Annotated in this window: 23 protein-coding genes; 9 read left to right on the top strand and 14 right to left on the bottom strand. The window is 69.8% G+C overall.

The window, feature by feature from the left end; translation table 11 throughout:
• Positions 1 to 98 precede the first annotated feature (98 nt).
• Positions 99 to 1421 carry a M18 family aminopeptidase gene (locus tag AB0E98_RS10425; protein WP_361700927.1) on the bottom strand — a complete coding sequence of 441 codons (1323 nt, stop codon included), beginning with the start codon at positions 1419 to 1421 and terminating at the stop codon, positions 99 to 101.
• Between the two features lie 107 nt (positions 1422 to 1528).
• Positions 1529 to 3358 carry an acyl-CoA dehydrogenase gene (locus AB0E98_RS10420; protein ID WP_361700924.1) on the bottom strand — a complete coding sequence of 610 codons (1830 nt, stop codon included), beginning with the start codon at positions 3356 to 3358 and terminating at the stop codon, positions 1529 to 1531.
• Between the two features lie 141 nt (positions 3359 to 3499).
• Here AB0E98_RS10420 and AB0E98_RS10415 point away from each other — a divergent pair, with 141 nt between their 5' ends.
• Entirely contained in the window at positions 3500 to 3952 is a 453-nt protein-coding gene (locus AB0E98_RS10415) for an SseB family protein (RefSeq protein WP_126914970.1), read from the top strand.
• 37 nt (positions 3953 to 3989) lie between these two features.
• Here AB0E98_RS10415 and AB0E98_RS10410 read toward each other — a convergent pair whose 3' ends face one another.
• The gene (locus AB0E98_RS10410) at positions 3990 to 4916 is read right to left on the bottom strand and encodes a trypsin-like peptidase domain-containing protein (protein WP_361700921.1); all 927 of its coding nucleotides are present in this window, start codon (positions 4914 to 4916) and stop codon (positions 3990 to 3992) included.
• 93 nt (positions 4917 to 5009) lie between these two features.
• Between AB0E98_RS10410 and AB0E98_RS10405 the strand changes: the two genes are divergently transcribed.
• Positions 5010 to 5960: a pirin family protein gene (locus AB0E98_RS10405; protein ID WP_361700919.1), complete on the top strand. Its 951-nt coding sequence runs from the start codon at positions 5010 to 5012 to the stop codon at positions 5958 to 5960.
• Between the two features lie 84 nt (positions 5961 to 6044).
• Here the strand turns inward: AB0E98_RS10405 and AB0E98_RS10400 are convergent, their stop codons facing one another.
• Together AB0E98_RS10400 and AB0E98_RS10395 are read right to left on the bottom strand one after the other, a co-directional pair.
• Positions 6045 to 6263: a hypothetical protein gene (locus AB0E98_RS10400; protein WP_361700916.1), complete on the bottom strand. Its 219-nt coding sequence runs from the start codon at positions 6261 to 6263 to the stop codon at positions 6045 to 6047.
• 28 nt (positions 6264 to 6291) lie between these two features.
• Positions 6292 to 6570 (bottom strand): hypothetical protein, encoded by a 279-nt coding sequence (locus AB0E98_RS10395; RefSeq protein ID WP_361700913.1) that lies wholly within the window; start codon positions 6568 to 6570, stop codon positions 6292 to 6294.
• 190 nt (positions 6571 to 6760) lie between these two features.
• Here AB0E98_RS10395 and AB0E98_RS10390 point away from each other — a divergent pair, with 190 nt between their 5' ends.
• Together AB0E98_RS10390 and AB0E98_RS10385 are read left to right on the top strand one after the other, a co-directional pair.
• A complete protein-coding gene (locus tag AB0E98_RS10390; RefSeq protein ID WP_361700910.1) occupies positions 6761 to 7474 on the top strand; it encodes a hypothetical protein in 714 nt (237 codons plus the stop codon).
• A 101-nt stretch (positions 7475 to 7575) separates the two neighbouring features.
• Complete coding sequence (locus AB0E98_RS10385) at positions 7576 to 8610, top strand: DUF2278 family protein (RefSeq protein ID WP_361700907.1); 1035 nt, start codon at positions 7576 to 7578, stop codon at positions 8608 to 8610.
• A 21-nt stretch (positions 8611 to 8631) separates the two neighbouring features.
• Here AB0E98_RS10385 and AB0E98_RS10380 read toward each other — a convergent pair whose 3' ends face one another.
• Positions 8632 to 10767 carry a SpoIIE family protein phosphatase gene (locus AB0E98_RS10380; protein WP_361700904.1) on the bottom strand — a complete coding sequence of 712 codons (2136 nt, stop codon included), beginning with the start codon at positions 10765 to 10767 and terminating at the stop codon, positions 8632 to 8634.
• 129 nt (positions 10768 to 10896) lie between these two features.
• On the opposite strand from AB0E98_RS10380, the gene aspS reads away from it, so the two are divergent.
• A complete protein-coding gene (aspS, locus tag AB0E98_RS10375; protein ID WP_361700901.1) occupies positions 10897 to 12666 on the top strand; it encodes an aspartate--tRNA ligase in 1770 nt (589 codons plus the stop codon).
• 83 nt (positions 12667 to 12749) lie between these two features.
• On the opposite strand, the gene AB0E98_RS10370 is transcribed toward aspS, so the two are convergent.
• The 5 genes from AB0E98_RS10370 to AB0E98_RS10350 all read right to left on the bottom strand — a co-directional run bounded on the left by AB0E98_RS10370 (position 12750) and on the right by AB0E98_RS10350 (position 18424).
• Positions 12750 to 13118 carry a DNA-binding response regulator gene (locus tag AB0E98_RS10370; RefSeq protein ID WP_361700897.1) on the bottom strand — a complete coding sequence of 123 codons (369 nt, stop codon included), beginning with the start codon at positions 13116 to 13118 and terminating at the stop codon, positions 12750 to 12752.
• 124 nt (positions 13119 to 13242) lie between these two features.
• On the bottom strand, positions 13243 to 14961 hold the full coding sequence (gene metG, locus AB0E98_RS10365) for a methionine--tRNA ligase (RefSeq protein ID WP_361700894.1): 1719 nt from the start codon (positions 14959 to 14961) through the stop codon (positions 13243 to 13245).
• Positions 14962 to 15088: 127 nt separating this feature from the next.
• Positions 15089 to 15325, bottom strand: a complete 237-nt coding sequence (locus AB0E98_RS10360) for a hypothetical protein (RefSeq protein WP_361700891.1) — start codon at positions 15323 to 15325, stop codon at positions 15089 to 15091.
• A 396-nt stretch (positions 15326 to 15721) separates the two neighbouring features.
• Entirely contained in the window at positions 15722 to 16870 is a 1149-nt protein-coding gene (locus AB0E98_RS10355; protein WP_361700887.1) for a VWA domain-containing protein, read from the bottom strand.
• 204 nt (positions 16871 to 17074) lie between these two features.
• Positions 17075 to 18424 carry a carotenoid oxygenase family protein gene (locus tag AB0E98_RS10350; RefSeq protein ID WP_361700884.1) on the bottom strand — a complete coding sequence of 450 codons (1350 nt, stop codon included), beginning with the start codon at positions 18422 to 18424 and terminating at the stop codon, positions 17075 to 17077.
• Between the two features lie 323 nt (positions 18425 to 18747).
• Between AB0E98_RS10350 and AB0E98_RS10345 the strand changes: the two genes are divergently transcribed.
• Positions 18748 to 20073: an alpha/beta hydrolase-fold protein gene (locus AB0E98_RS10345; protein WP_361700881.1), complete on the top strand. Its 1326-nt coding sequence runs from the start codon at positions 18748 to 18750 to the stop codon at positions 20071 to 20073.
• Positions 20074 to 20080: 7 nt separating this feature from the next.
• On the opposite strand, the gene AB0E98_RS10340 is transcribed toward AB0E98_RS10345, so the two are convergent.
• On the bottom strand, positions 20081 to 21145 hold the full coding sequence (locus tag AB0E98_RS10340) for an alpha/beta hydrolase-fold protein (protein WP_361700879.1): 1065 nt from the start codon (positions 21143 to 21145) through the stop codon (positions 20081 to 20083).
• Positions 21146 to 21234: 89 nt separating this feature from the next.
• Complete coding sequence (locus tag AB0E98_RS10335; protein ID WP_361700877.1) at positions 21235 to 22224, bottom strand: ScbA/BarX family gamma-butyrolactone biosynthesis protein; 990 nt, start codon at positions 22222 to 22224, stop codon at positions 21235 to 21237.
• A 251-nt stretch (positions 22225 to 22475) separates the two neighbouring features.
• Between AB0E98_RS10335 and AB0E98_RS10330 the strand changes: the two genes are divergently transcribed.
• The 3 genes from AB0E98_RS10330 (at position 22476) to AB0E98_RS10320 (ending at position 24969) form a co-directional block, all read left to right on the top strand.
• A complete protein-coding gene (locus AB0E98_RS10330) occupies positions 22476 to 23198 on the top strand; it encodes an HAD family hydrolase (protein ID WP_361701512.1) in 723 nt (240 codons plus the stop codon).
• 80 nt (positions 23199 to 23278) lie between these two features.
• Positions 23279 to 24052, top strand: coding sequence for a glucose 1-dehydrogenase (locus AB0E98_RS10325; RefSeq protein WP_361700874.1), 774 nt, complete (start codon positions 23279 to 23281; stop codon positions 24050 to 24052).
• A 212-nt stretch (positions 24053 to 24264) separates the two neighbouring features.
• Complete coding sequence (locus AB0E98_RS10320; RefSeq protein WP_361700871.1) at positions 24265 to 24969, top strand: ScbR family autoregulator-binding transcription factor; 705 nt, start codon at positions 24265 to 24267, stop codon at positions 24967 to 24969.
• 271 nt (positions 24970 to 25240) lie between these two features.
• Here AB0E98_RS10320 and AB0E98_RS10315 read toward each other — a convergent pair whose 3' ends face one another.
• The gene (locus AB0E98_RS10315; protein WP_361700868.1) at positions 25241 to 25840 is read right to left on the bottom strand and encodes a TetR/AcrR family transcriptional regulator; all 600 of its coding nucleotides are present in this window, start codon (positions 25838 to 25840) and stop codon (positions 25241 to 25243) included.
• Between the last annotated feature and the right edge of the window lie 96 nt (positions 25841 to 25936).

Raw genomic sequence — 25936 nt, 5'->3', positions numbered from 1 at the left:
CCCCGGGGGGTGGGACGGGCGTATGACGTGTGAAGGCTGTATATCAGCCCTCGGTAGCGGCCATCGAGAACGATCAGTCAAGAACGATCAATTGGCGATCATCCTTCAAGGAAAGCGGTCAGCGCGGCGGCGAGAAGATGGGGGTCCTCGGCGCCGCAGAGCTCACGGGCGGAGTGCATCGAGAGAATCGCCACACCGATGTCGACCGTGGAGATGCCGTGCCGCGCCGCGGTGATCGGGCCGATGGTGGTGCCGCAGGCCACGGCGTTGTTGGAGACGAAGTGCTGCCACGGCACCCCGGCCCGCTCGCAGGCGGCGGCGAAGACGGCCCGTCCGGCGCCGTCGGTGGCGTAGCGCTGGTTGACGTTGACCTTGAGGATCGGGCCGCCGTTGGGCATCGGGTGGTGCCCCGGGTCGTGGCGCTCGGCGTAGTTGGGGTGCACGGCGTGGCCGGTGTCGGAGGACAGGCAGACGGTGCCGGCGAAGGCGCGGGCCCGGTCCTCGAACGTACCGCCGCGGGCGAAGACCGAGCGCTCCAGGACGTTGCCGAGCAGCGGGCCCTCGGCGCCGGTGTCGGACTGGCTGCCGTTCTCCTCGTGGTCGAAGGCGGCCAGCACGGGGATGTACGGCAGGCTCGCGGAGGAGGACGCGGCGACGAGTGCGGCGATGCCGGCGTGCACGGACAGCAGGTTGTCCATGCGCGGGCCGGCCAGCAGCTCGCTGTCGCGGCCGAGGTAGGCGGGCGCCTCGACGCTGTGCAGCATCAGGTCCCAGCCGCCGATCTCATCGGCCGCGACGCCGGTCTCCTCGGCGACGAAGCGGATCAGATCGCCCTGGCCCACCTCGCCGAGGCCCCAGATGGGGGTCATGTGGCGCTGCTTGTCGAGCTTGAGGCCGTCCTGGTTGACCCCGCGGTCGAGGTGGATGGCGAGCTGCGGGACGCGCATGAGCGGCCGGTCGACATTGACGAGCCGGTGGCTGCCTCCCCCGGACTTCGTCTGGGAGGTGCCCCCATCCCGCAAAGTAATACGGCCGGAGAGGCCGAGGTCGCGGTCGAGCCAGGTGTTGAGCAGCGTGCCGCCGTAGAGCTCGACGGCCACCTGCCGCCAGCCGTGCGAGGACGTGTCGGGCAGCGGCTTGATCCGCAGATTGGGGGAGTCGGTGTGCGCGCCGATGACGCGGAACGGGGTGGCGGCGGTGGCCCCTTCGGGCACGTACCAGGCGATGACGGCGCCGCCGCGGCGCACGTACATGCCGCCGGTGCGACCGTCCCAGGCGTCGGTCTCCACGACCTCGCGGAAACCGGCCTTCTCCAGCCGCTCGGCGGTGTTGGCCACCGCGTGGTACGGCGAGGGGCTGGCCGCGAGGAAGGACATCAGGTCGTCGGTGTGGCCGCGGTCGAAGCGGTGCGCAGAGCTCATAAGCCTCAGGATAAGGATCAGGGCAAGCGCCGGGCGGCCCTTTCGGGTGCCCGGCACTTGCCCTTTGACGGTGCGGGAGGAACGGTCCGCGGGGCCGTGGACGAGTCCTAGAAGGCGGCCTCGTCCAGCTCCATCAGGGACTGGTCGACGGACTCGGCGAGCGTGCGCTCGACGGCCAGGGCCGGCAGGACCGTGTTGGCGAAGAACTTCGCCGCGGCGATCTTGCCCTCGTAGAACGACTTGTCCTTGGTCGAGGCGTTCGGCAGCTTCTCGGCCGCCACGACCGCGCCCTTGAGGAGGAGGTAGGCGACGACGACGTCACCGGAGGCCATCAGCAGACGGGTGGTGTTCAGGCCCACCTTGTAGATGGACTTGACGTCCTTCTCGGTGGCGGCGAGGTCGGTCAGCATGGCGCCGACGATGCCCTCCAGGTCCACCGCGGCCGTGGCGAGCTTCTCGCGGGCCTCGGCGAGCTCCTCGCCGCCGGCGGCCTCGGCGAGGAACTTCTTGATCTCCTCGGAGAGGATGGTGAGCGCCTGGCCCTGGTCGCGGACGATCTTCCGGAAGAAGAAGTCCTGGCCCTGGATGGCGGTGGTGCCCTCGTAGAGGGTGTCGATCTTGGCGTCCCGGATGTACTGCTCGATCGGGTACTCCTGGAGGTACCCGGAGCCGCCGAAGGTCTGGAGCGACTGGTGGGACAGCAGCTCGTAGGACTTCTCCGAGCCGTAGCCCTTGACGATGGGCAGCAGCAGGTCGTTCAGGCCGTGGAGGGCCTTGGCGTCCTCGCCGGCGGCCTCCTTGACGGCGATCTCGTCCTGGACGGTCGCGGTGTAGAGGACGAGGGCGCGCATGCCCTCCGCGTACGCCTTCTGGGTCATCAGCGAGCGGCGCACGTCGGGGTGGTGGGTGATGGTGACCTTGGGCGCGGACTTGTCCATGAAGTTCGCCAGGTCCGTGCCCTGCACGCGCTCCTTGGCGTACTCCAGCGCGTTGAGGTAGCCGGTGGAGAGGGTGGCGATGGCCTTCGTGCCGACCATCATCCGGGCGAACTCGATGATCATGAACATCTGGCGGATGCCGTCGTGCTTGTCACCGATGAGCCAGCCCTTGGCGGGGTGCTTGTCGCCGAAGGTCATCTCGCAGGTGTTGGAGGCCTTGAGGCCCATCTTGTGCTCGACGTTGGTGGCGTAGACGCCGTTGCGCTCGCCCAGCTCGCCGGTCTCGAAGTCGAACTCGTACTTCGGCACGAGGAAGAGGGAGAGGCCCTTGGTGCCGGGGCCGGCGCCCTCGGGGCGGGCGAGGACGTAGTGGAGGATGTTCTCCGCCATGTCGTGCTCACCCGAGGTGATGAAGCGCTTGACGCCCTCGATGTGCCAGGAGCCGTCCTCCTGCTGGACGGCCTTGGTGCGGCCGGCGCCCACGTCCGAGCCGGCGTCGGGCTCGGTGAGGACCATGGTGGAGCCCCACTGCTTCTCCACCGCGATCTTCGCGATGTGCTTCTGCTGCTCGGTGCCCTCGTCGAAGAGGATGCCCGCGAACGCGGGGCCCGAGGAGTACATCCAGATGGCGGGGTTGGAGCCGAGGATCGCCTCCGCGTACGCCCAGATCAGGGAGCGCGGCGCGGTGGTGCCGCCGATCTCCTCCTGGATGCCCAGACGCCACCACTCGGCGTCCATGAACGCCTTGTAGCTCTTCTTGAAAGAGGCCGGGATCGGGGCCGTGTTGGTCTCCGGGTCGAAGACCGGAGGGTTGCGGTCGGTGTCCGCGAAGGACTCGGCCAGCTCGTTCTCCGACAGCCGCGTGATCTCCGACAGGACGCTCTTCGCGGTCTCGACGTCCATCTCCGCGAACGGGCCGGAGCCGTACGCCTTGTCGCGGCCGAGGACCTCGAAGAGGTTGAACTCGATGTCGCGAAGATTCGACTTGTAGTGGCCCATGACAGACGGCTCCGTAGGTGACGGGAGGGGCGATCCTCTGTGCGTACCGGTCAGTAAGCAGCATGATGCTACCCACCGGTAATAAGAAGCAAGACCTGATCGGCCAACTGTGACCCGTACGACCCTCTAGGCTTTGGAGCCATGTACGGCTACGACCAGAACGCGGCACAGCAGGGCTACGCGCCCCCGCAGCAGCCCGGGGGCTACGGCGAGCAGCCGCTGTACCCCGAGCCGTCGCCCCCGTCGCTCGCCGACGCGGTACGGGCCTTCACCACGGGCCAGATGTCCGCCGAGGACTTCCAGACGGTCTTCTCGAACTCCAAGGTCTACTGCCCGCGCGGCGAGAACCCCGGCTTCCTGGCGCTGCACAACACCCAGCAGCCGGTGATCCCGATGTTCACCTCGCTGAAGGAGCTGCGGCGGTACGCGGGCAAGGAGTCCAAGTACTTCGTCATCACCGGCGCCGAGGTCCTGGACCTGCTGCCGACCGGCTACGGCTTCGTCCTCGACATGGAGGGCGACCACCGCATGGTCTTCGACGCGAAGTCGGTGGAGCAGATGGTCGACTTCGCCATGCGGCGGATGTACGGCTGAGGCATCGCGTACGGCCGAGGCATGCAGGGCTGAGGCCCTACGCACGCGTCGCGCGCTCGTACAGCCGCTTGGCGGCGGGCCCGAAGTACGACGCGTACGACGTCTCCTCGTCGCCGCCCTCGTCCTTGCCGCCGAGGACGCCGACCAGCGTCCCCAGCCCCGTCCCCGGGTCCACGTCCGTGAGGAACGGGCTGCCGCTCGTGCCGTTCGGCAGGCCCTCGCAGTCGAAGCGCAGCTGGGTGTCGCCCTCGCCCTCCGTCGTGTTCCGGCAGGACACGGGCCGCTCGTCGTCGTTCGGGTAGCCCAGCACCTGGGTGAGCCGCTCGCGCGGCGGGTCGAAGCGCACCCGCTCCGCCCCCGTCACCCGCTCGAGGGGTGAGCCGCCCTCCGCCGGGCGGACGCGCAGGAACGCCATGTCGTGGTCGGGGTCCCGGTCGGCCGCCCACTCCGGGTCGATGTCGATGGAGGTCGGCACCCACACCCCGTAGGGAGCCGTGCCGTCCTTGTAGCCCGGGACGAAGGCGAGGTCGGTGCGGAAGCCGTCCATGTACACGCAGTGCGCGGCGGTGACGACCAGGTCGCCCGCCGGGCTGTGCACCACGCTCGCGGTGCAGCCGTGGGCCGGGACGCTCTCGGAGGTGTAGAACAGCGGCCCCACGGCGGAGGAGGGGCCCGCCTCCGCGGCGGCCGGCGGCTGCGCGGGGGACTCCGGGGCGGCTTCGGCGGGGCCGGCCTGCGGCGGGGCGTTCAGCGGGGCGGGCGCGGCCTGCCGGGGGATCCGCAGAACGCCCTTCAGCGCCTTCGCCGCCTCGTCGGCAGCCGCCTTGGACTGTCTGTAGTGCCCGGTCGCGTCGCCGGTGGCCAGCGGCGCGTCAGCGGCCGGGCCGCCGAACGCCACGAAGAGCCCCAGGGCGGCGAGGACCAGCACTGCGGCGGTGACGAGAGCGGCGTGAGTCGGGCGCATCGATCAAGTGTCCCTCTTCCGGGAATGAACGCTCCTTGCCAGTGGTTCACCATTCAACTAAATTGGAACCGCACCCCACCCGAGGAGGCCGCCATGCCCGCCGTGACCGTAGAGAACCCGCTGACCCTGCCCCGTGTCCCGGCGCCCGCCGGGGATGTGGCGCGGCGCCCGGTGCTGTACGTCGGCACCGCCCCCGGCGGCTTCGAGGGGGAGGGCTTCCCCGTCCGCCGGGCCTTCGCGGGGATCGACTACCGCTACCTGGACCCGTTCATCATGATGGACCAGATGGGCGAGGTGGAGTACGCGCCGGGCGAGCCCAAGGGCACCCCGTGGCACCCGCACCGCGGCTTCGAGACCGTCACCTACCTGATCGACGGAACGTTTGTGCACCGTGACTCCCACGGGGGTGGCGGAACGATCAGCGACGGCGACACCCAGTGGATGACCGCCGGGTCGGGGCTGCTCCACATCGAGGCGCCGCCGGAGTCGCTGGTCGTCAGCGGCGGGCTCTTCCACGGCCTCCAGCTGTGGGTGAACCTGCCGAAGAAGGACAAGATGATGCCGCCCCGCTATCAGGACATCGGCGGCGGCAAGGTCACGCTGCTCACCTCCGCCGACGGCGGGGCGGTGATCCGCGTGATCGCGGGCGAGATCGGCGGTCACCGGGGGCCGGGGATCACCCACACGCCCATCACGATGACCCACATCTCCCTCAGCCCCGGCGCCGAACTCAGCCTCCCCTGGCGCCCGGACTTCAACGCCCTGGCCTACGGCCTCGCCGGCCGCGGTACCGCGGGCGTGGAGGGACGGCCGTTCCGCACGGGCCAGACCGTGGTCTTCGGCGACGGGGACGCGCTCACCCTCCGGGCGGACGCGAGCCAGGAGTCGCGCAGCCCGAACTTCGAGGTGGTCCTGCTGGGCGGGCAGCCGATCCGTGAGCCGATGCGCCACTACGGCCCGTTCGTGATGAACACCCACGCCGAGCTCGCCCAGGCCTTCGAGGACTTCCGGGCGGGACGACTGGGGACCGTCCCGACCGCCTGAGGGGATTGTCGAAGACACTCGACGACGCGTGCAAGAGATCGGCCGGCCGCAATCCGTTGTGGTCGGCCGATCCCCTCTCGCACGTTATTGGTTGTAGGAGACGATGTTTTTCTTCTCCGTGTCAACCCTGAGCTTTCCGTTTATCAGTTCGCGGATGTCGTCTTCCTCGATATCCGTTTCGAGGACGGACTGCCCGGGGCCACTCAGTACTGTGACCTTGACCTTGGTGCCGTTCGCGGGACGGGCTACCGAAACGACGCGCCCGGAAATGTCGTGCACGATGGACGCCCTGACTGTGGCCATGCCCATTCCTCCTTGCTCTTCTCTTCCTTCACAGTGACTCGGACTGTGCGAGTATGTGAACGTTGCAGGAGTTGAAGGGTGCATTGTTCTGGATGTAGATCCTGTATGCGCTCGTTCCGTCGACGTGCTGGAATGCTTCGCCCTGAGTAAGGGTTGCGTGCGCCAGAGGGTTGGGCACGCCTTCGCCGGACCCGGGGAACACGACGATGCTGAAATTGACTGATTCGTTTTGGCTCCAGCCGTGAACAAACCAATTGGTCGAGCTGTTGGCGGCTATGGTGTCCCAGCCGATATCAAAGGCTGTCATTTCTTTCCCCCTTTTCCTCCGTCGTCGAAGACAGTTGAATCCCATCGTCGCCCCGAGGGATGCAGGGCGCCACTCGGCTGTCAGGGGCGGGCTCGACCCCTTGATCGACTGGCGACTTGCCCCCGTCCGGGCGACTGTGGGCACGGAGACCATGTCCGGTGACGGTCGCCCCGCTGCGAGGTGGTTCGACATGGCTGATGGTGGCCCCCCTGCTGATCGCGGGCAGCGTGCGACCCCCGCTAAAGATCAACCAACGGGCATTTATATAGCCCTGGGTGTCATCGGAGTGGTGGTCGGCATCGGCGGTCTGCTGATTTACTCCAGCACCTTGCACAAAAGCGCTTCTGTTGAGTGGCAAGTATTCGGCATCGGCCTTGCCGTCTCGGCTGCGTCGGCCACTGCGGGCGGCGTCATCGGTTTCCTCTTCGGGATCCCTCGCAGACGGGAGGGGGGTGGTGCTGCAACCGGTCGAGAGGCCGGTGCCGGGCGCCGTCTGTCCGATTATTTGCCCAACACGAATCTTGAGCAGGTGTCGGACTGGCTCACCAAAATACTCGTGGGTATCGGGCTGGTTGAATTTGGTCGTATGGGTGCGCCGGCGGGTCGACTGGTCGGCGTGGTGGGCAAAAGCCTCGGGGGCGGCGATGGGGCGAGAGTCATGGCCGGCTGCCTTATGGTCCTGTTTCTGATACTGGGATTCATGGTCGGCTATTTGTGGACGGCGACTGACGTGATGCTGGCTTTGAAGTCCGCGAACGCCGATGATCTGGCTGCTGCGCTCAGCGACAAGGTGGCCGACAACGAACGACTGGCTAAAAAGGTTGCCGAGAGGGTGACGTCTGTCGTGCGGGAAGAGGCGGCTCGCGGCAGCGGTGATCAAGTTCCAGACTCTGGACATGAGTGACGTCCCGGCGCCAGTCGAGTGGTGCCGGGGTTCCGGTGGGCGCAGGGTGGAAATGGGGGTGGGTGTTACCAGCGGAATCCTTCAGAAACGGAGGCCCGGCCATGCCGATCAGGCCTTATGGCGTACTGGCGGCCCGTGCCACCGACCGACGTCGGGAGGGCGGCACCCAGACGCCGCACTACCAGCTCTTCCTCAAGGACAACGCCGGCGCCTCCTACCAGGTGCCCGTGAACGTCCTGTCCAAAGTGGCCCCGTCCGAGCTGCTGTTCCTGGCGGACGACGACTTCCGTCACCCGATGACGCGGCTCCTGCCGCCGGCGGGCAGCGGCTGGACCCCGCTCGCCTCGCAGGCGGGCTCGGGCGCCCTCGACTTCATCCGCGGCAATCTCTTCGATCACACCCGGATGCGCCCGCTGCCGCCGGACCGCCCCGGCGTGGACAACGACCTCTCCGACTTCCTGGACCACTACGCCGAGCGCGCCATCGCCGACCCCACCGTGGCCGTCTACGCCTTCGGCCAGGGCTTCGGGCCCCACCGCTCCCTCCTCGCCAGGGTCTTCCGGTTCCGGTCCGCGGGGAGCGGCCCCGCCGTCATCGGTGTCCACGACATCCATATGAACCAGGGCAACGTCGAGCCGTTCGTCCCGGACGACGGCGTGTGGCAGGACGGCGGGCTGCTGTTCCACGTGACCGCGGAGGACCGCTGGGTGGGGGTCTTCCTGGCCTTCCAGTCGCAGGCGTGGCACACCGACGACACCACGGGGCACACCCTGCGAACAGCGGGCGGCGCACCGTTCCCGGTCGGGGAACGCGAGGCCCCCTTGCGCATCGTGGCCGCCCGCGTCGGCCCGGCGCGCCTGGGGCAGGGCGCCGAGTCCGTCACGCTGCTCAACGCCTCCCCCGACCCCGTCGACATGGGCGGCTGGCGGCTCGCCGACGGACGGGGACACCTCCGCCCGCTCCCCACGGGACCTCTCGCCTCCGGGACGACCGTCACCGTCGCGGGAGGCAACGGATTCCGGCTCGGCCCGGAGGGGGGAGCGGTCACCCTGATCGATCCGGCGGGGCTCAAGGCGCACGGCGTCGCCTACACCCGCGAACAGGTCCAGGGCGCGGGGTGGACGACGACCTTCTGAAGCCCTCCCGCTTCCAACTGCTCAGGTCACGCCCTCGAACTGCGCCTCCACACCGGCGGCGGCCTCGTACAGCTCGAACCAGATGTTCTTGCCCTCGCCCCGGGGGTCGACGCCCCAGGCCCCCGCCAGCAGCTCCATCAGCACCAGGCCGCGGCCCGAGGAGGCCATCTCCCCGGGGTGCCGGCGGTGGGGCAGCTCGTCGCTGGAGTCCGCGACGTCGACCCGGACACAGCGGGTGCCGCGCTCGCCCGATATCTCGGCGATCAGCAGCGCGTCGCCGTCCGTGTGGACCAGGACGTTCGTCACCATCTCGGAGACCATCAGCACGGCGGAGTCCGTCTGGTCCTCGTCCGGCCAGTCGTGCATGAGCTCGCGGATCTGCTGCCGGGCATGCGCGATCCGCTCGGGCTCGGCCTGGGCGATGGTCATGACCGTGCGGCGCGGCGGATGCGGCAGCGCCCCCGGCGCCGCGCCCTCCAGTACGGCGGCCGGGACCGTGCGGCGGAGCAGCAGCAGGGCGATGTCGTCCTCGCGGCGGTCGATGAGCGGCCCGGTCGTGTAGTGCGAGGGCGGCCCGTGGACGGCCTGGACGAGCGCGTCGGCGAGCTCCTCCAGATCGCCGTCCGCGTCCAGGGCGTGGCCCTCGACGGTCTGACGCAGCCGGGCCATGCCGGACTCCAGGTCGTGGCCGCCGGTCTCGATGAGGCCGTCGGTGAAGACGAGCATCGTCTCGCCGGGCTCCAGGACGATCCGGGTGGTGGGGTAGTCCGTGTCGGGGATGATCCCCAGCGGCAGCCCGCCCGCCGTGGGCCGTACCAGCAGGGTGCCGTCGCTGAGCCGGATCGCCGGGTCGGGGTGGCCGGCCCGCGCGATCACCAGCAGTCCGCTGGAGGGGCACACCTCGATGTAGAGACAGGTGGCGAAGCGCTGCTCGTCGCCCGTGTCGCCGGTGCCGTTGATGCCGGCCAGGAAGCGGGAGGCGCGGGAGAGTACCGCGTCGGGGTGGTGGCCCTCGGAGGCGTACGCGCGCAGCGCGATCCGCAGCTGGCCCATGAGCCCGGCGGCCCTCACGTCATGGCCCTGGACGTCGCCGATGACCAGGGCGATCTTGCCGTTGGGCAGCGGGATCATGTCGTACCAGTCGCCGCCGACCTCCAGCCCGCCGCCGGTGGGCACATAGCGGGCGGCCACCGCCATGCCCGGGATGTCGGGCTGGACGGTGGGCAGCATCGAGCGCTGGAGGCCCACGCTGAGCTCGCGCTCGGACTCCGTGACACTGGCCCGGCCGAGCGCCTGGGCGAGCATCCGGGCGACGGTGGTGAGCACCGAGCGCTCGTCGGGGGTGAAGGCGACGGGGACGCCGAAGCCGGCCATCCAGGCGCCGATGGTGCGGCCCGCGTTGATCAGCGGGAGGAAGGCCCAGGAGGTGCGGCCGAAGTGGGCCACCTTGCGGTAGGCGTCGGGGAAGCGCCGCCGGTAGTCGTCGGGCGCGGGCAGATAGACGGCGCGGCCGGTGCGGATGACCTCGGCGGCGGGGTAGGCCGAGTCCAGCGGCTGGTCGAGGAACGGGTCCGCCTCGCCCGGCGCGTAGCCGTGGTGGCCGATCACCCGCACCCGGCCGGCCTCGCCGACGAAGACCGCCAGCCCCGACGGCTCGAACCCCGGCATCGACAGCCCGGCCGCCACCCGCAGCACCTCGGACGTCGAGTGCGCCTCGGCCAGCGCCCGGCCCGCGTCCAGCAGGAACGCCTCGCGGTTGCGGTGCCAGTCGGCGACGATGGGCATCCGGGCGGTCGAGGTGCCCTCCATGGCCTCGGCGATCTCCTCGATGGTGCCGACCATCAGGTAGTCGCTGCTGCCGCCCCGGGCCGGCTTGGCGCGCAGCCGTACGGTCCTGAGCGTCTCGCCCCGGTCGTCCACCACGCGCATCCGCAGCTCGCCGAGGGACCCCTCGGCCCCGGAGAGGGCGAGGACGCTGCGGAACTCCAGCCAGTCGACCGCGTGGAAACGGGCACGGATGACGCCCTCGGTCAGCGGGGCGTGCTCGGCCAGCGCCAGCAGTCGCCTGGCCTCGGCGTCGAGGGTGACGGCTCCGGCGGCGTTGTCCCAGCACCACAGACCGGTCGCCACGGTGGCCAGGACGTCCTCGGTGCGCATTGCCCCACCTTATGCAGGTATGCACAGGGGAGACCACCGATGCCGGGTGGGGCAGTACCCTTGCTTGGTGCTGTATGCACTGTGCGGCGCACCTTAGACCAACGCCCTCGACCACGACTTGGATGAACGATGCATCGGTACCGGTCCCACAACTGCGGCGAGCTCCGTGCGGCTGACGTCGACACCGACGTCCGTCTGAGTGGCTGGCTGCACAATCGGCGCGACCTGGGCGGCATCCTCTTCATCGATCTCCGTGACCACCACGGCATCACCCAGCTGGTGGCCCGCCCCGGCACCCCGGCGAACGAGGCCCTGAGCCACCTCACCAAGGAGACCGTCGTCCGCGTGGACGGCAAGGTCACCAGCCGTGGCGCGGAGAACGTCAACCCCGAGCTGCCCACCGGCGAGGTCGAGGTCGAGGTCACCGCCGTCGAGGTGCTCGGCGCCGCCGAGCAGATCCCCTTCACCATCAACGCCGAGGACGGGGTGAACGAGGAGCGCCGTCTGGAGTACCGCTTCCTCGACCTGCGCCGCGAGCGCATGCACAGCAACATCATGCTGCGCTCCGCCGTCATCTCCTCCATCCGCGAGAAGATGACGAACCTCGGCTTCAACGAGATGGCCACCCCGATCCTGTCCGCCACCTCCCCCGAGGGCGCGCGCGACTTCCTGGTGCCGTCCCGGCTGCACGCCGGCAAGTTCTACGCGCTGCCGCAGGCCCCCCAGCAGTTCAAGCAGCTGCTGATGATCGCGGGCTTCGACCGCTACTTCCAGATCGCGCCCTGCTTCCGCGACGAGGACGCCCGCGCCGACCGCTCGCCGGGCGAGTTCTACCAGCTCGACATGGAGATGTCCTTCGTCGAGCAGGAGGACGTCTTCCAGGTGATCGAGAAGGTCATGACCGACCTCTTCGAGGAGTTCGGCAACGGCCGCCACGTCACCTCCCCCTTCCCGCGCATCCCGTTCCGCCAGGCGATGCTCAAGTACGGCTCCGACAAGCCGGACCTGCGCGCCAAGCTGGAGCTCGTGGACGTCTCGGACGTCTTCGAGGGCTCGGAGTTCAAGGCCTTCGCGGGCAAGCACGTCCGTGCCCTGGCCGTGCCGGACGTCCAGGACCAGACGCGCAAGTTCTTCGACGGCCTCGGCGACTACGCGGTCGAGCAGGGCGCGAAGGGCCTGGCCTGGGTCCGCGTCGGCGAGGGCGACGTCCTCACCGGCCCGATCGCCAAGTTCCTCACCGCGGAGAACGTCAAGGCCCTCGTCGAGCGCCTCGGCCTCACCCCGGGCCACGCGGTCTTCTTCGGCGCCGGCGAGTTCGACGAGGTCTCCAAGATCATGGGCGCCGTGCGCGTCGAGGCCGCCAAGCGCGCCGGCCAGTTCGAGGAGAACGTCTTCCGGTTCTGCTGGATCGTCGACTTCCCGATGTTCGAGAAGGACGAGGAGACCGGCAAGATCGAGTTCTCCCACAACCCGTTCTCCATGCCCCAGGGCGGCCTTGAGGCCCTGGAGACCATGGACCCGCTGGACATCCTGGCCTGGCAGTACGACATCGTCTGCAACGGCACCGAGCTGTCCTCCGGTGCCATCCGTAACCACGAGCCCGAGGTCATGTACAAGGCCTTCGAGATCGCCGGTTACAGCAACGAGGAGGTCGAGCAGGAGTTCGGCGGCATGCTGCGCGCCTTCAAGTTCGGCGCCCCGCCGCACGGTGGCATCGCCCCGGGCATCGACCGCATCGTGATGCTGCTGGCCGACGAGCCGAACATCCGCGAGACCATCGCCTTCCCGCTCAACGGCAACGCCCAGGACCTCCTGATGGGCGCCCCGAGCGAGGTCGACGAGTCCCGGCTGAAGGAGCTCCACCTGTCGATCCGCAAGCCGCAGACCCAGGTGAAGTAACACCCTTCCGCTTCCGCGAACGCCGCAGGGCGGGCTCCCCGGGGAGCCCGCCCTGCGGCGTTTCGCTGTCTCACGGCGGTGGGTCAGACCAGGGCGGCGGATATCGGCTCTCTCGGGCAGCAGCCCGCCGCCTGGTGCACCGCCCGCGACAACCGGCCCGGAGTGAGCCGCTCCCCCCACAGGACGGAGCGCACGCCGTACTCCGACACGGCCATCAGCTCCGTCTCGCCGAGGTCGTCGGCGATCACCACCAGGGGCGCGTCTCCGGCCCGGGCCAGTCTGCGCAGCTTCTCCGGGGCGTCGGTGTCGTACCGCCCCATCAGCAGGATGTCGACCGCCGGCGTCTGGCTGACGACGTCGACACCGGGAAGCGACCGGAGCTGCCGGACGATCCGGTGCCGGCCGACCTCGTCGGCGGAATGAACGTTTACGGTGATGGACTTCTCGAACACATGGTGAAGCCTTCCGGAGCGGGCTGAACGAACGATTGTCGAACGATCAACGCGCGTATAGCGCACGGAGGCCCGGGACCGCGAGAGCGGTTCCGGGCCTTGAGTCAGCCGGTGTCCGTCAGGCTCAGACGGCGGTCTCGTCGCCGCCGAAGCGCTCGCGGTACGCCGCCAGGTCGTCCTCGGTGATCTTCGCGAAGAGAACCGGCGGCACGGTGAACGGCGTGCCCGCCGGGACGAAGGTCAGCGAGCGGGCCTCGTCCTGCGTGACCCAGGTGGCGTTGTCACCGTCCAGCCGGAAGGCCGAGCGCATGGCGGCCGCCGAGGCCGGGATGAAGGGCTCGGAGACGATCGCGTACAGGTGGATGAGGTTCATCGCCGTACGCAGCGTCAGCGCGGCGCCCTCGGGGTTGGTCTTGATCTCCAGCCAGGGGGCCTTGGTCTCCAGGTAGGAGTTGCCCGCGCTCCACAGGGCGCGCAGCGCCTGCGCGGCCTTGCGGAACTGGAGCTCCTCCATGTGCCGCTCGTACTCCGCGAGCAGCTCGGCGATCTGGTGGCCCAGCTGCGCCTCGGCCTCGCCCTCCTCCAGGCCGGCCGGGACCTCGTCGCCGAACCGCTTGCGGGAGAAGGACAGGACGCGGTTGACGAAGTTGCCCAGGGTGTCGGCGAGGTCCTTGTTGACCGTCGCGGCGAAGTGCTCCCAGGTGAAGGACGAGTCGTCGGACTCCGGGGCGTTCGCGATCAGGAAGTAGCGCCAGTAGTCGGCGGGGAGCACCTCAAGGGCGGCGTCGGTGAAGATGCCGCGCTTCTGGGAGGTGGAGAACTTGCCGCCGTAGTACGTCAGCCAGTTGAAGGCCTTGACGTAGTCGACCTTCTTCCAGGGCTCACGGGTGCCCAGCTCGGTGGCGGGGAACATCACCGTGTGGAACGGGACGTTGTCCTTCGCCATGAACTGGGTGTAGCGGACGTCCTCGGCCTCGTACCACCAGGACTTCCAGTCGCGGTTCTCCGGGTCCGCCTCCGCCCACTCCTTGGTGGCGCCGATGTACTCGACGGGCGCGTCGAACCAGACGTAGAAGACCTTGCCCTCGGCGGCCAGCTCGGGCCAGGTGTCCGCCGGGACCGGGACGCCCCAGTCCAGGTCACGGGTGATGGCGCGGTCGTTGAGGCCCTCGGTCAGCCACTTGCGGGCGATGGAGGACGCCAGCACCGGCCAGTCCTTGCCGTGCTCGTCGATCCAGGCCTCGACCTCGCCCTGGAGCTTCGACTGGAGGAGGAAGAGGTGCTTGGTCTCGCGCACCTCCAGGTCGCTGCTGCCGCTGATGGCCGAGCGGGCGTCGATCAGGTCGGTGGGGTCGAGGACACGGGTGCAGTTCTCGCACTGGTCGCCGCGCGCCTTGTCGTAGCCGCAGTGCGGGCAGGTGCCGACGATGTAGCGGTCGGGGAGGAAACGGCCGTCGGTCAGGGAGTAGACCTGGCGGATCGACCGCTCCTCGATGAACCCGTTCTCCTGGAGCCGGCGCGCGAAGTGCTGGGTGATCTCGCGGTTCTGCGGCGAGGAGCTGCGGCCGAAGTAGTCGAAGGACAGCCCGAAGCCGTCGTAGATCGCCTTCTGCGCGTCGTGCTGCTGGGCGCAGAAGGTGTCGACGGGCAGCCCCGCCTCCTTGGCCGCCAGCTCGGCGGGCGTGCCGTGCTCGTCGGTGGCGCAGATGTACAGGGCCTCGCGGCCGGTCTGCCGCAGGAAGCGCGCGTACACATCGGCCGGGAGCATGGACCCCACCATGTTGCCCAGGTGCTTGATCCCGTTGATGTACGGAAGGGCGCTGGTGATGAGGTGTCGAGCCATTGCGGCTGCTCCCTGGTCGCTGTGTGTCAAAGGCTTGTGCACCTTTAGCGTATCCGAGCGCCAGAGGGGGGCCGCGCTGCTTTTATGACGGCTGTGTCAATGTCGGGAGCCCGCGCGTTCCTCTCGCTCACGGCTGCATCCAGGCCCGCCACGGCCGGGTGATCGACTCCCGGAAGGTGTGGTGGGAAGGGTTCCGCCCCACGTGCTGGAACGTCCACCGCTGACCCACCGCCGCGTCCTCGCTCGACTCCGAGCCCGCCCCGCACACGGCGCACTGCATCGCGTACGTGATCGGCTCGGCGTCCGGCTCCTGATCCGGCGCGAGTGTCCACGTACCGAAGAGGAAGACCGTCCGCGCCGTCACGACCCTTCCCCCTCTCCATGCCCCTCGGCGCCGCCCCCGGGTGGACCGGCCTCGCTCTCCGTCGCCGGCCGCGCGTGCTCGGGCGGGCAGTTCCACTCCAGCCCGCCGCGTGGCGGCCGTAGCTGTACGTGACCGGCATGGTGGTCCATCACTTCGCCGAGCCGCCCGGTCCGGGTGTCGACGGCGTACGTCCCACAGGGAATTTCATCGCTCACGCCTCTATCCATGCCCACTCGCACGTCGCCTGATCGGTTATTGAATGGTTGCGGAGAGTGACGCGGGGATCAAGAGGGCGTGTGGTGATTCAGAGGCCGGCGAACGGCGGTACGGCGAAGGCCGCCCCGACGCGGGGGGCGGCCTTCGGGTGGTCGTCGACCTGCCGGCCGGACGGGCGCGCTAGCGGACGATTCCGGCGGCGCGTGCTTCCATCAGCCATTCGGGGAACTCGATCATGAGCTCCTTGTAGAGCTCGTCGTCCGTCAGCAGCCGCGGTTCGAGACCGGCGTGGAAGAAGCCGGCGTTGTCGACCACCCGGCGCTCCGGCACGGGCAGGTCGTCGAGGCGGCGCAGGAAGTCGAAGCCCTTGGCCTCGGGGTCGCCGAAGCCCACGAACTGCCAGAAGATCGGCAGCCCGGCCGCCTCGCACAGCGCCTTCTCCGCGGCGGGCTTGCTGTAGGGCGCGCCGTCGGTCTGGAAGATGACGAACGCGGGGTCGGTCGCTCCGGACGCCTTGTAGTGCGTGATGACGGCCTCGATGGCCCAGTGGTAGTTGGTGCGGCCCATGTGACCGTAGGACTGGTGGAGTTCCTGGATCCGGCCCTGGTGGTTGCCGAGGTCGATCTCGGCCGTGCCGTCGACGTCCGTGGAGAAGAAGACGACGGGGACGACGCCGTCGTCGTCGAGGTGGGCCGCCATGCCCAGCGCCTGCTCGGCGAGGTGCTGGACGGAGCCGTCCTTGTAGTAGCGGCGCATGGAGCCCGAGCGGTCCAGGACCAGGTAGACCGCCGCTCGTTGGCCCGCCAGGCCCTGCTTCCGCAGCGAGACGCCCGCCGACTTGTAGAGGCTGACGAGGCCGGGCGCGGTCTCCTGGACCTTCTCCAGGCTGATGGCCGCCCCCGCCGTGCCGGGCTCCGCCGTGCCGGGCTCCGCCGTGCCGGGCTCTGCCGTGCCGGGCTCCGCCGTCATCGCGGGAGCGGGCTCCGGGTCCGGGCCGGGTGGCGGCTCGGGTACGGGGTGGGGGTCCGGCCGGGGGACCGGATCCGGCTCGGGGATGGGCTTGGGCTTCGGCATCGGGGTCGGCGACGGCTCGGGCTCGGGGACCGGCTCGGGCCGGGCGGGGCCCGGGGTGGGAATGGGGCCGAGCGGGCCGGGGTCGGGAATGGTCGAGCCGGCGCGGTCGGCGGTCTCGGCGGTCGGCTGGGCCGGAACGGACACGGCGTTCGCTGTGTGGTCGGGGCCCGCGTTCTGCTGGGGGAGGCTCGGTTCGTCGTGTCCGGCGGCCTTGGCGCGGCCGAACGCGTTCCGCAGCAGACTCCGAATGCCCATGGGGAGATGCCCTTCGTGTGTCTCGGGGTGCGAGTGGTGCCGGGGGAGGGAGGGGATGGAGGGGAGGAGGTTTATGTCCGTACTGCTCGTAAAAGTCCGCATGCTTGGCGACTACGTAAGGCTAGCTGTCAAGTCCGGTCCAGTACGTTCACACCCGACACGCCGTAGCGTGTGTCATGAGCAGTCCGGTCATGGACGGTCCGGTCATGGGCAGTCCGGGATCCAGCTCCCGTGGAAACCCAGCGGCACCCGTACCGGGAGGTGCACCCGGGCCACGGGGCCGGCCGTGAAGTCCTGGGCCGCCAGCACCACCAGTTCGCCTGCCCCGCGTTCCGGGTCGTACGCGTACGCCAGCACCCATCCCTCGTCCTCCGCCGCCCCGGGCGCGGCCGGGACGAACACGCCCTCGCCCACGTCGCCGCCCGCCGGCACCTCGAACTCCTCGCTCGTACCGCGCTCCAGGTCATATTTGATGAGTGCGGTGTCCCGCCCTGCCGCGCGCTCCCGCATGACGTAGCCGAAGCGGTGGTGGACGGTCAGCCGCCGGGGGTCGACGCGGGGGTACTCCACCGGCCGGTCGTCCAGCGGGAGTCGGCGCACGGTGCCCGCCGCGGGGTCGACGGTCCAGCGCTCCAGCCGGGCGAGGTGCTCGCCGGGCAGCCGGTGGCGGTCGAAGTACCGTTCGTAGACGACGAGATGGACGGTGATCAGGCCGTCGGCGCGCTGGTACGCGTTCATGGGGTGGAAGACGAAGCACGGTTCGGTCTCCAGCCAGCGCGTCTCCGCCGCCCCGCCGTCGCGCGGCAGGACCCCGAGCCGGGCGGGCCTGCCGGTGTCCCAGCGCGGATGGGGGCCGCCGTCGCGCGGGTCCCGCCCGAAGACCACCGGCAGGTCGTACAGCAGCACGTATCGCTCGGTGAGAGAGAAGGCGTGCATCATCGGCGAGCCCTCGACGGGGATCTCGACGTGCCGGCGCACACAGCCGTTCCGCCCGGCGACGACGTACTGCACATACGGCCAGTCCAGGCAGTACGCCACCGCGTGGAGCTCGCCGGAGCGCGGGTCGGTCACCGGGTGGGCGGAGAAGCCGCCCGGCAGGGTGCCGTGGAAGTCGAACGGGCCGATCGTATGGAGCTCGGGGTCCAGCTCGTAGGGGAGCGCCCCGCCCTCGACGAGGGCGAGACAGTGCCCGGCGAAGGACTGGACGTGGGTGTTGGGCGCGAAGTCCAGGCCCCGGTGGCGCGGCCCGTGCAGCAGCTTCTCGCCGAGCCGCCCGGCGACGGCGTCGGAGCGCACCCAGCGGTTGCGGTACCACTCGGCGCGACCGTCGCGGAGCCGGACGCCGTGGATCATGCCCTCGCCGCCGAACCAGTGGTAGTCGGCCGGGTCGGCGACGTGCACGGGGTTGGGGCCGTTGCGCAGATAGCGGCCGCGCAGCGACTCGGGCAGCCGTCCCGTCACGGGCAGGTCGAAGGCGGTCGTCTCGTCCGTCACGGGGGCGTAGAACCCCCCGAGGTACGGATTGCGCCCCTCGGCGTCCGGATTCCGGTTCATGCCGTCCCACCTCCACCGGCCCCGTCCCCGCCGCCCCCGGGCGGTGCCCCCGACGCTCGGCCGTGATTCCACCAAACAGCGGAAGGCGGCGTTCGGCCAGTCTCCATCCGGCGGTCGACCGTTCTTCACCGGGCCGGGGTAACCGCCCGAAGGGGGCTTTCGTTGTCGGGAACGCCTGGGGAAGCCCAGGACACGGGCAGGACAAGAGCAGGGCAATAAATGAGGTCAGGGCAACCCTGTCCGCATGTTCCGGCCTCTTTATCGGTGAGTATTACCGGACCGAACATGAGTACCCACCACGGGGGCAGGGAGTTGAGAGGCGCATGGGCCTGACCAGCAGGTCACTCTTGTACACGGTGGTATTCGCCGCCGTGTTGTGCGTGGGGCTCACCGTCTGGATCTGGCCCCGGCTGGCCGGCCGCGGCGTCCGGCCGGTGCTGGGGCGGCTGGGGGCCATCGTGACCACCCAGCTGTCCATCATGGCGGCGCTGGCACTGGCCGTGAATTCCTGGGGCGGCTTCTACGGCACCTGGAATCAGCTCCTCGGGCGCGTCGACAAGGCCCCCGTCAATGTGAACGAGATGGGCCGGGGCGGGCCGTACGCCACGGTCGGCGCGTCGAAGGACGGGCTCGTGCAGCCGGCCGGGCCGCAGGGGCTCGACAAGGTGGGCGGAATTCCGCGCGGCCCCGCCGACAAGGAGGGGAAGGTCCAGTCGGTCCGTATCGTCGGAGAGCGCTCCCGGGCCATCAACCCCGCATTCGTCTATCTCCCGCCGCAGTACTTCCAGAAGCAGTACGAACGTCACCGCTTTCCCGTCATGGTCGTGATCAGCGGCTATCCCGGCGGGATCATGAATTTGGCCCAGCACCTCCAGGTGCCGCAGACGGCGGGCCGGCTGCTCCAGGAGAACAGGATGCAGCCGACGATCATCGTGATGGTCCGGCCGACGATCGCGCCGCCGCGCGACACCGAGTGCGTGGACGTGCCCGACGGCCCGCAGGCGGAGACGTTCTTCACCAAGGACCTGCCCGACGCGCTCAAGAGCACCTACCGGGTCGGCCACGACCCGAGCGCCTGGGGCGTCCTCGGCTACTCCTCGGGCGGCACCTGCGCGCTGGAGCTCGCCATGCGCCAGCCGAACGTCTACCCGGCGGCCGCCGCGCTCTCCGGCGACTACAAGGTCGGCAACGACCTCACCACCGGCAACCTCTTCGGCGGCGGCCCGGACGCCAAGCGGAACCAGCAGGAGCACGACCTGCTCTGGCGGCTGGAGAACATGCCCGTGCCCCGGGTGAACGTGCTGGTGACCAGCAGCAAGAAGGGCGAGAAGAACTACGCCGAGACGGAGAAGTTCCTCAAGGCCGTCAAGCAGCCCATGACGGCCTCCTCGATCATCCTCGCCGAGGGCAGCCACCACTTCACCACGTGGCGGCGGGAGATCGGCCCGGTGCTGGAGTGGATGAGCCAGCAGCTGACGTTCCCGCAGGACACGGCGGACAAGCAGCCCAAGCCGAAGGACGGCGGCAAGCCGTCCGGGACGCCGGATCCCTCGCAGGCCGCGAAGCCCTCGCCGGAGCCCAAGCCGACGGAGGAGCCGAAGGCGTCCGAGGAGCCGAAGGCGTCGGAGGAGCCCGAGGCGGCCGAATAGCCGGCCGCTAGCCGGGCCCGCCCCGCAGCTGTCCGCCCAGCCAGGCGAAGGCCGCCGGGTAGAGGTTGATCCAGGTGCCGTAGTTGTGGCCCCCGGACGGCAGCAGCATCGTCCGCAGCCGGACCTTGGTGCCCGCCGCCTCCCGCTGGAACTCCTCGACATAGCGCGGCGGGCTGTCCCGGTCCTGCCGGGACGTCGCCACGAACAGCCCGACGTCGGCGTCGGTGTGCCGCACCAGCCACGTCGGGCTGTTGCGTTTCCGCAGCCCGGGATCGGGGATCGCGCCGCCGTCGCCGTTGAGCGGATCCGGGTCCAGGGCCGCGCCCGCGGTGTACGCCTTGGGGTACTGGAGCGGCAGCTTGGCCGCGCAGTAGCCGCCGGTGGAGATGCCCAGCACGCCCCAGGACTCCGGGCCCCGGCCCGTGCGGAAGTGCTTGCGCAGCAGCTCGGGCACATCCTCAGAGAGCCAGGTCGCGACCTTGCGGCCGGGCACGTCGGAGCAGTCGGTGTCGACGCCACCGGGGTTGATGATCGGCACGGCCAGGATGAACGGGCGGGTCGCGCCCTCCTTCAGCAGCCGCTCGTAGGCGCCCGGCATCCGGCCCAGCTCCATCCAGGACTGCGGCGAGCCGGGCACCCCGTGCAGCAGGACGACCACCGGGAAGTTGGTGTGGCGGTAGCGCTCCTGCTCGTACTGCGGCGGGGTCCACACCAGGACCTGACCGGAGAGCTGGGAGCGCGAGCCGCGGAAGTACGTCTCCTGCATGCCGTAGTCGGCCTTGCTGAAGCGGGCGCGGTGGGCGGGCGGGCCGGGCATCGAGACGGGCCCGGTGCTCTTGCGGCCGAGGAGGTCGTCCCAGGAGGCGTAGAGGCCGTAACTGGAGTTGATCGAGACCGCGACCACGCAGATCGCGGTCGCCTGACAGAGGCCGATGAGCAGGACCCGGCCCAGCCAGCGCAGCGGCGCCGGCCCGGGGACCCGCCCCCACAGCAGCAGCGTGGCGACCACGGCCAGCACGGACGCGACGACGAGCAGAACGAGGAACGCGGTGCTGGTGAGACTCAGGCCCATCCCGCGGACGCCCCTTCGGCTCGTCGGTCCCGATGGCGGGACGACCCTAATGGAGCGGGGGAGGGAGCGCCGGAGAAAACGGGGCAGGGCTACTCGGAAGGGTTGACAGCCGTATCGCCGGGCGGAGCGGGGGCGTTCCGCGGCCGTATGGAGGTCAGCGCGCAGGTGAAGAGCACCTCGTCGTCCTGATGGCCCCGGACGACGGTGGCGGCCGGCCCGCTCCGCCCCCCGGCGGGGGTCTCGCGGGTTGCCTCTATCCAGATGGGGCTGTCCAGTTCCGCGTAGCGGTGGAAGCTGCTGGTGAGCTCGGTGGGGAGGATGACCGGGTCCGGTGAGAGGACGGCGGCGGCCTGGCGGGCGGCCTCCAGTAAGACCATCCCGGGCACGTGGTCGACGGGGTGGTCGAAGAGGATGGGATGCCGCCCGTCGGCGCGCAGCCGCCACCGGGCCGCGCCGGGCGTGTCCTCCTCGGCGAGCACCACGTCGAACGGGGAGTGGCGGCCGACGCGCCGGGGGCGCAGCGGGGCGCCGAGCACGGTCGGCGTGCCGGGGAGCCGGTCGCCGCGCAGCCGGCGGTAGACCTCGGGAGAGGTGCAGGTGTACGAGGCGCTGCCGGTGGCGGCGATCGCCCCGTCCCGGCGGATGACCACGTCATAGCGCATGCCGCCGAAACTCCGGCCCTTGCGGCGGATTTCCGAGCATTCGACGTCCAGCACCAGTTCGGCGGGGGTGGACTCGAGCGTCGTGTGCTGGGGACGCAGCGAGTAGTCCAGGTGCCACATCAGGAACTGGAATCCAAGTGGTACGTCGAATTCCGCGTGGGCGAGCAGCGAACCGATCTGCCGTACGGTCTCGGCGATCAGCATGGGATCGTGCTGCACTCCCCGGAGCGGGGCGAAGAAACTGTGACCGCGCGGCCATTGGGCCCAGACCCGGAAACGGTTCGCCTCGACCTTGCGCCAGCCGGTGAGCAACACCTCGGCGACCGCCGCGCGGTGGACGTACTCACGCGGGACGGTGGTCGTCAGCCGGGGCAGGGCCGGGGCGAAGGACGCCGGGGCGGAGGTGGTCTGGGACATGGTTCCCCCTCGGATCTGCATGCAGCGCCCAGGATCGACTGCGGATATGTCAAGGTGCGTTCTGTCAGGGCTTCTCGAGCTGCTGACGGCCCCCCGGTCAACGCCCTTCGGGGGGTCAAGATACAAGGCGGGCGACGGCCTTTCAGCGCCGATGTGATTTACCTCTCTCACCTGGGGCAATCGCGGTGCGTCGCTCTGTAATTCGAGGGCACGTTCCCCACGTCTGTTCTTTCGTTCGACAATGGAGGTCGATAGTGGTCGGGTCCCTGCGACGGATACGGCTGGCCGCCGTCAATATCGACGGTGTCCTTCTCAACGACACGTTCAGCCCGGTGATCCACCGGTTCGTCACCGACCGGGGCGGCCGGTACACCGCCGAAGTGGAGTACGACGTCTTCTCCCAGCCCCAGTTGGTGGCGGCCCGCGCGCTGGGCGCGGCGGCCGGGGTGGACTGGACGCCGGAGAAGGTGCTGGAGGTCTACTTCCAGGAGCGCGCCGCGTATCTGGAGGGCGACCCGGTCCGGCTGCTCGACGGCGCCGTGGACCTGCTGCGCCGGCTGCGCGCCCTGGGCCTGCGCGTCGTCTGTTACGGCGGCCTCGACGCCGCTCACTTCGACCGCCACCTCGGCGCGTACGCGGACCTCTTCGACGGCCCCCGGTACGTCTGCACCAACGATTTCCGGCCGGGCCTCAAGGAGATCACCACGGAGTTCTTCGGGCTCCGTCCCGACGAGGCGGTGTTCATCGACGACGTCGCCCGGGTCGCGGAGACGGCGCGCGAGCTCGGCGTGGCGTTCATCGGGCACCCCTCCGGCTTCGTCCACGGCTTCCAGGGCGAGTTGATGCGGGCGGCGGGCGTACGGCACCTGGCCGGCTCGCTCTCCGCCATCGACGAGTCGCTGCTGCGCACCGTCGACGCGGAGGCCACTGCCGGGACGTCGTGGGCGGCCCCCACCGGGCCGGGCGACGCCTGACGAACCAGCATCATGGAGCCGGTTGACGGTACCGCCCCCGACGGTACCGCTGCCGGAGCGTGAGTGAAGGGGTTCCCTTGATGAAGAGTGGCCAGGGATTGCTGCGGGACCGCATCGCCTTGATCACCGGTGCCAGCAGTGGCATCGGCGCGGCGGCCGCACGCGTGTTCGCCCGCGAGGGGGCGACGGTCGTGCTGGCCGCCCGGCGCGAGGACCGGCTGCGCGAGCTGGTGACGGAGCTGCGCGAGGCGGGGGCCGAGGCGGCGTACGTGGTCACCGATGTGACCCGGCGCGAGGACACGGCCCGTGCCGTCGCCTTTGCCGTGGAACGATACGGAAGACTTGACTCCGCTTTCAACAACGCCGGTTGGGGCCAGGGGCGCACTCCGCTGCATCTGATGGACGACGACCTCTACGACGCCATCATGGACGTCAACGCCCGGGGCACCTGGAACTGCCTGCGGGACGAGATCACCGCCATGCTGGAGGGCGGAACCGGAGGGTCCATCGTCAACAACAGCAGCGTGGGCGGGCTGTTGGCCACTCCCGTGGCCGCCCCGTACGTGGCCGCCAAGCACGCGGTCATCGGATTCACCCGGGCGGCGGCCGCCGAATACGCGGCGAGCGGCATCCGGGTGAATGCCGTGGCCCCGGGCACCACGCGCACCGAGGTGGTGGCGGAGTGGTTCGACCGGAACCCGGGAATGGAGGCGGCGTTGCACGCGGCGTCGCCCCAGCCCCGTACCGCCGAGCCGGGGGAGATAGCGGAGGCCGCGGCCTGGCTCCTGAGCGACCGTTCGTCCTTCGTCACCGGCGCCACCGTTCCCGTGGACGGCGGCTTCCACATGGTGTGACGCGCATGGAGTGACACGGGAGTTGGGGGACCGGCCGCGCCGCCCCGGACGAATTGGTATCGAGTGTATTGCGCCATGTTGCCAGACGGCTCTTGATAGGATACGTACTCGCCGGTTTGATTTCCGGGGCGACCGCGGCACGTATGGCCGGCGACATGTCGCCCTCGCCGCCGGGACGCGGCGGAGCTATCTCATCGATCCGGAGGCAGACCGTGGCAAAGCAGGACCGCGCGATCAGGACTCGCCAGTCCATTCTGGAAGCGGCCGCGGTGGTGTTCGACGAGCGGGGTTACGACGCCGCCACCATTACGGAGATCCTGGCCCGGGCCGAAGTGACCAAGGGGGCGCTGTATTTCCACTTCGCCTCCAAGGAGGAGCTGGCGCTCGCCGTGATCGATGCCCAGATGATGACGGACCTCCCGGCCGCCGAGCCGGGCCGGGCGTCCAAGATGCAGGAATTGGTCGACATGGGCATGATCTTCGCCCATCGGCTGCTCGTGGACCCGCTGTTGCGCGGCAGCGTCCGGCTCACCCTCGAACACGGTTCGACGAACCTCAACCGCAGCGGCCCCTTCCACGGCTGGACGGAGCTGCACACACGGGTCCTGGCCGAGGGCAAGGAGCGCGGCGAGGTGCTGCCGCACGTGGTCCCGGCCGACACCGCGGAGCTGATCGTCGGCGCGTACGCCGGTATCAACACCATGTCCCAGGCCATCAACAACCGCTCTGACCTGGAGCGTCGCGCCACGATCCTCTACGAGCACGTGATGCCCAGCGTGGCGGTGCCCTCGGTGCTGGCCCGGCTCGACCTGGCCCCCGGGCGCGGTGCCCGGGCCCTGGCCGAGGCGGAGCGACAACGTCTGCGGTCGGCCGAGGCGGAGGGTGCCCTGGAGGCCGCGCCGGCCGGGGTGGGCTGAACCGCGGGCCGTTTTCCGCGCGGGTCGTTTCCCCGGTTTCCCGCCAGGGCGGAGTGACTTATTCCGGAGTGTCTTATTCCGTAAATAGGGTGCCGCAGGGCACCCGTTTCTCTTAGGCTGGCCGGAAAGCGACGGCTGAAAACATTCGTCGGCGGTAGAGCAAACCGACGTGACGGTATTGAATGTTGTATTGGCCAGCCACTTTTTGAGCAAGCGGCCGGCCCGGCCTTTCCCGTGGTGTGGGGCGTCAGCCCGAGTGCCGGCCCGAGTGTCAGCCCGCGGTGACGGCCTGCGCGGCGGTCTCGCGGGCGGTGGAGTCCAGGATCTCCAGGGCGACCCGGAGGACGGCCGCGCGTTTGGCCTCGCGGTCCCCCGGCAGCGCGTCCATGGTGAGCGCGCCGAAGTGGACGGCCAGCAGGGCGCTGGAGAGGCGTACCCGGGTGTCCAGCGGTGCCTCGCCGTCGTGGAGCAGCCCGGAGACCGCCGTCACCCGCTGCCGGAGCGTCTCGCCGATGGCGAGCTCGCGCAGCGTCGCCTGGTTCTCCTGGAGGATGTGGTAGATCGGCGCGGCCTCGCGCAGGGCCGCGCTGTAGCGGCGCAGCAGCTCGCGCTTGGTCTCCAGGGTGGAGGGCTGGTCCCGGCCCCAGGCGATCAGTTCGTCGACGGGGCGGCCGAGCTGGTCGGAGAGGGCGCCGAGGATGTCCTCCTTGGTCTTGAAGTGGTAGTACAGCGCGGCCTTGGTGACGCCGAGCTCCTCGGCGATCTCCCGTAGCGAGGTCTTCTCGTATCCGCGCGAGACGAAGAGGTCGAGGGCTGTCCGCTGGATGCGCTCGCGGGTGTCGCTCTTGCGTGCCTGGGATGTGCTGCCCATGGGCTCACTCTCCTGCTGGTCCGTGGTGCGCTTTCTTTAAGGTCATAACTAGCCCGTCGGCAAGTAAGTAACGGGCGACCCCCCTTATCGGTGCCC

The sequence above is a fragment of the Streptomyces sp. NPDC037389 genome (genome assembly GCF_040636475.1).
In the GTDB taxonomy this organism is placed as follows: Bacteria; Actinomycetota; Actinomycetes; order Streptomycetales; family Streptomycetaceae; genus Streptomyces; species Streptomyces hesseae.
Note: the sequence above shows the minus strand (reverse complement) of the source record. Positions and strands in the feature narration are given on the sequence as shown.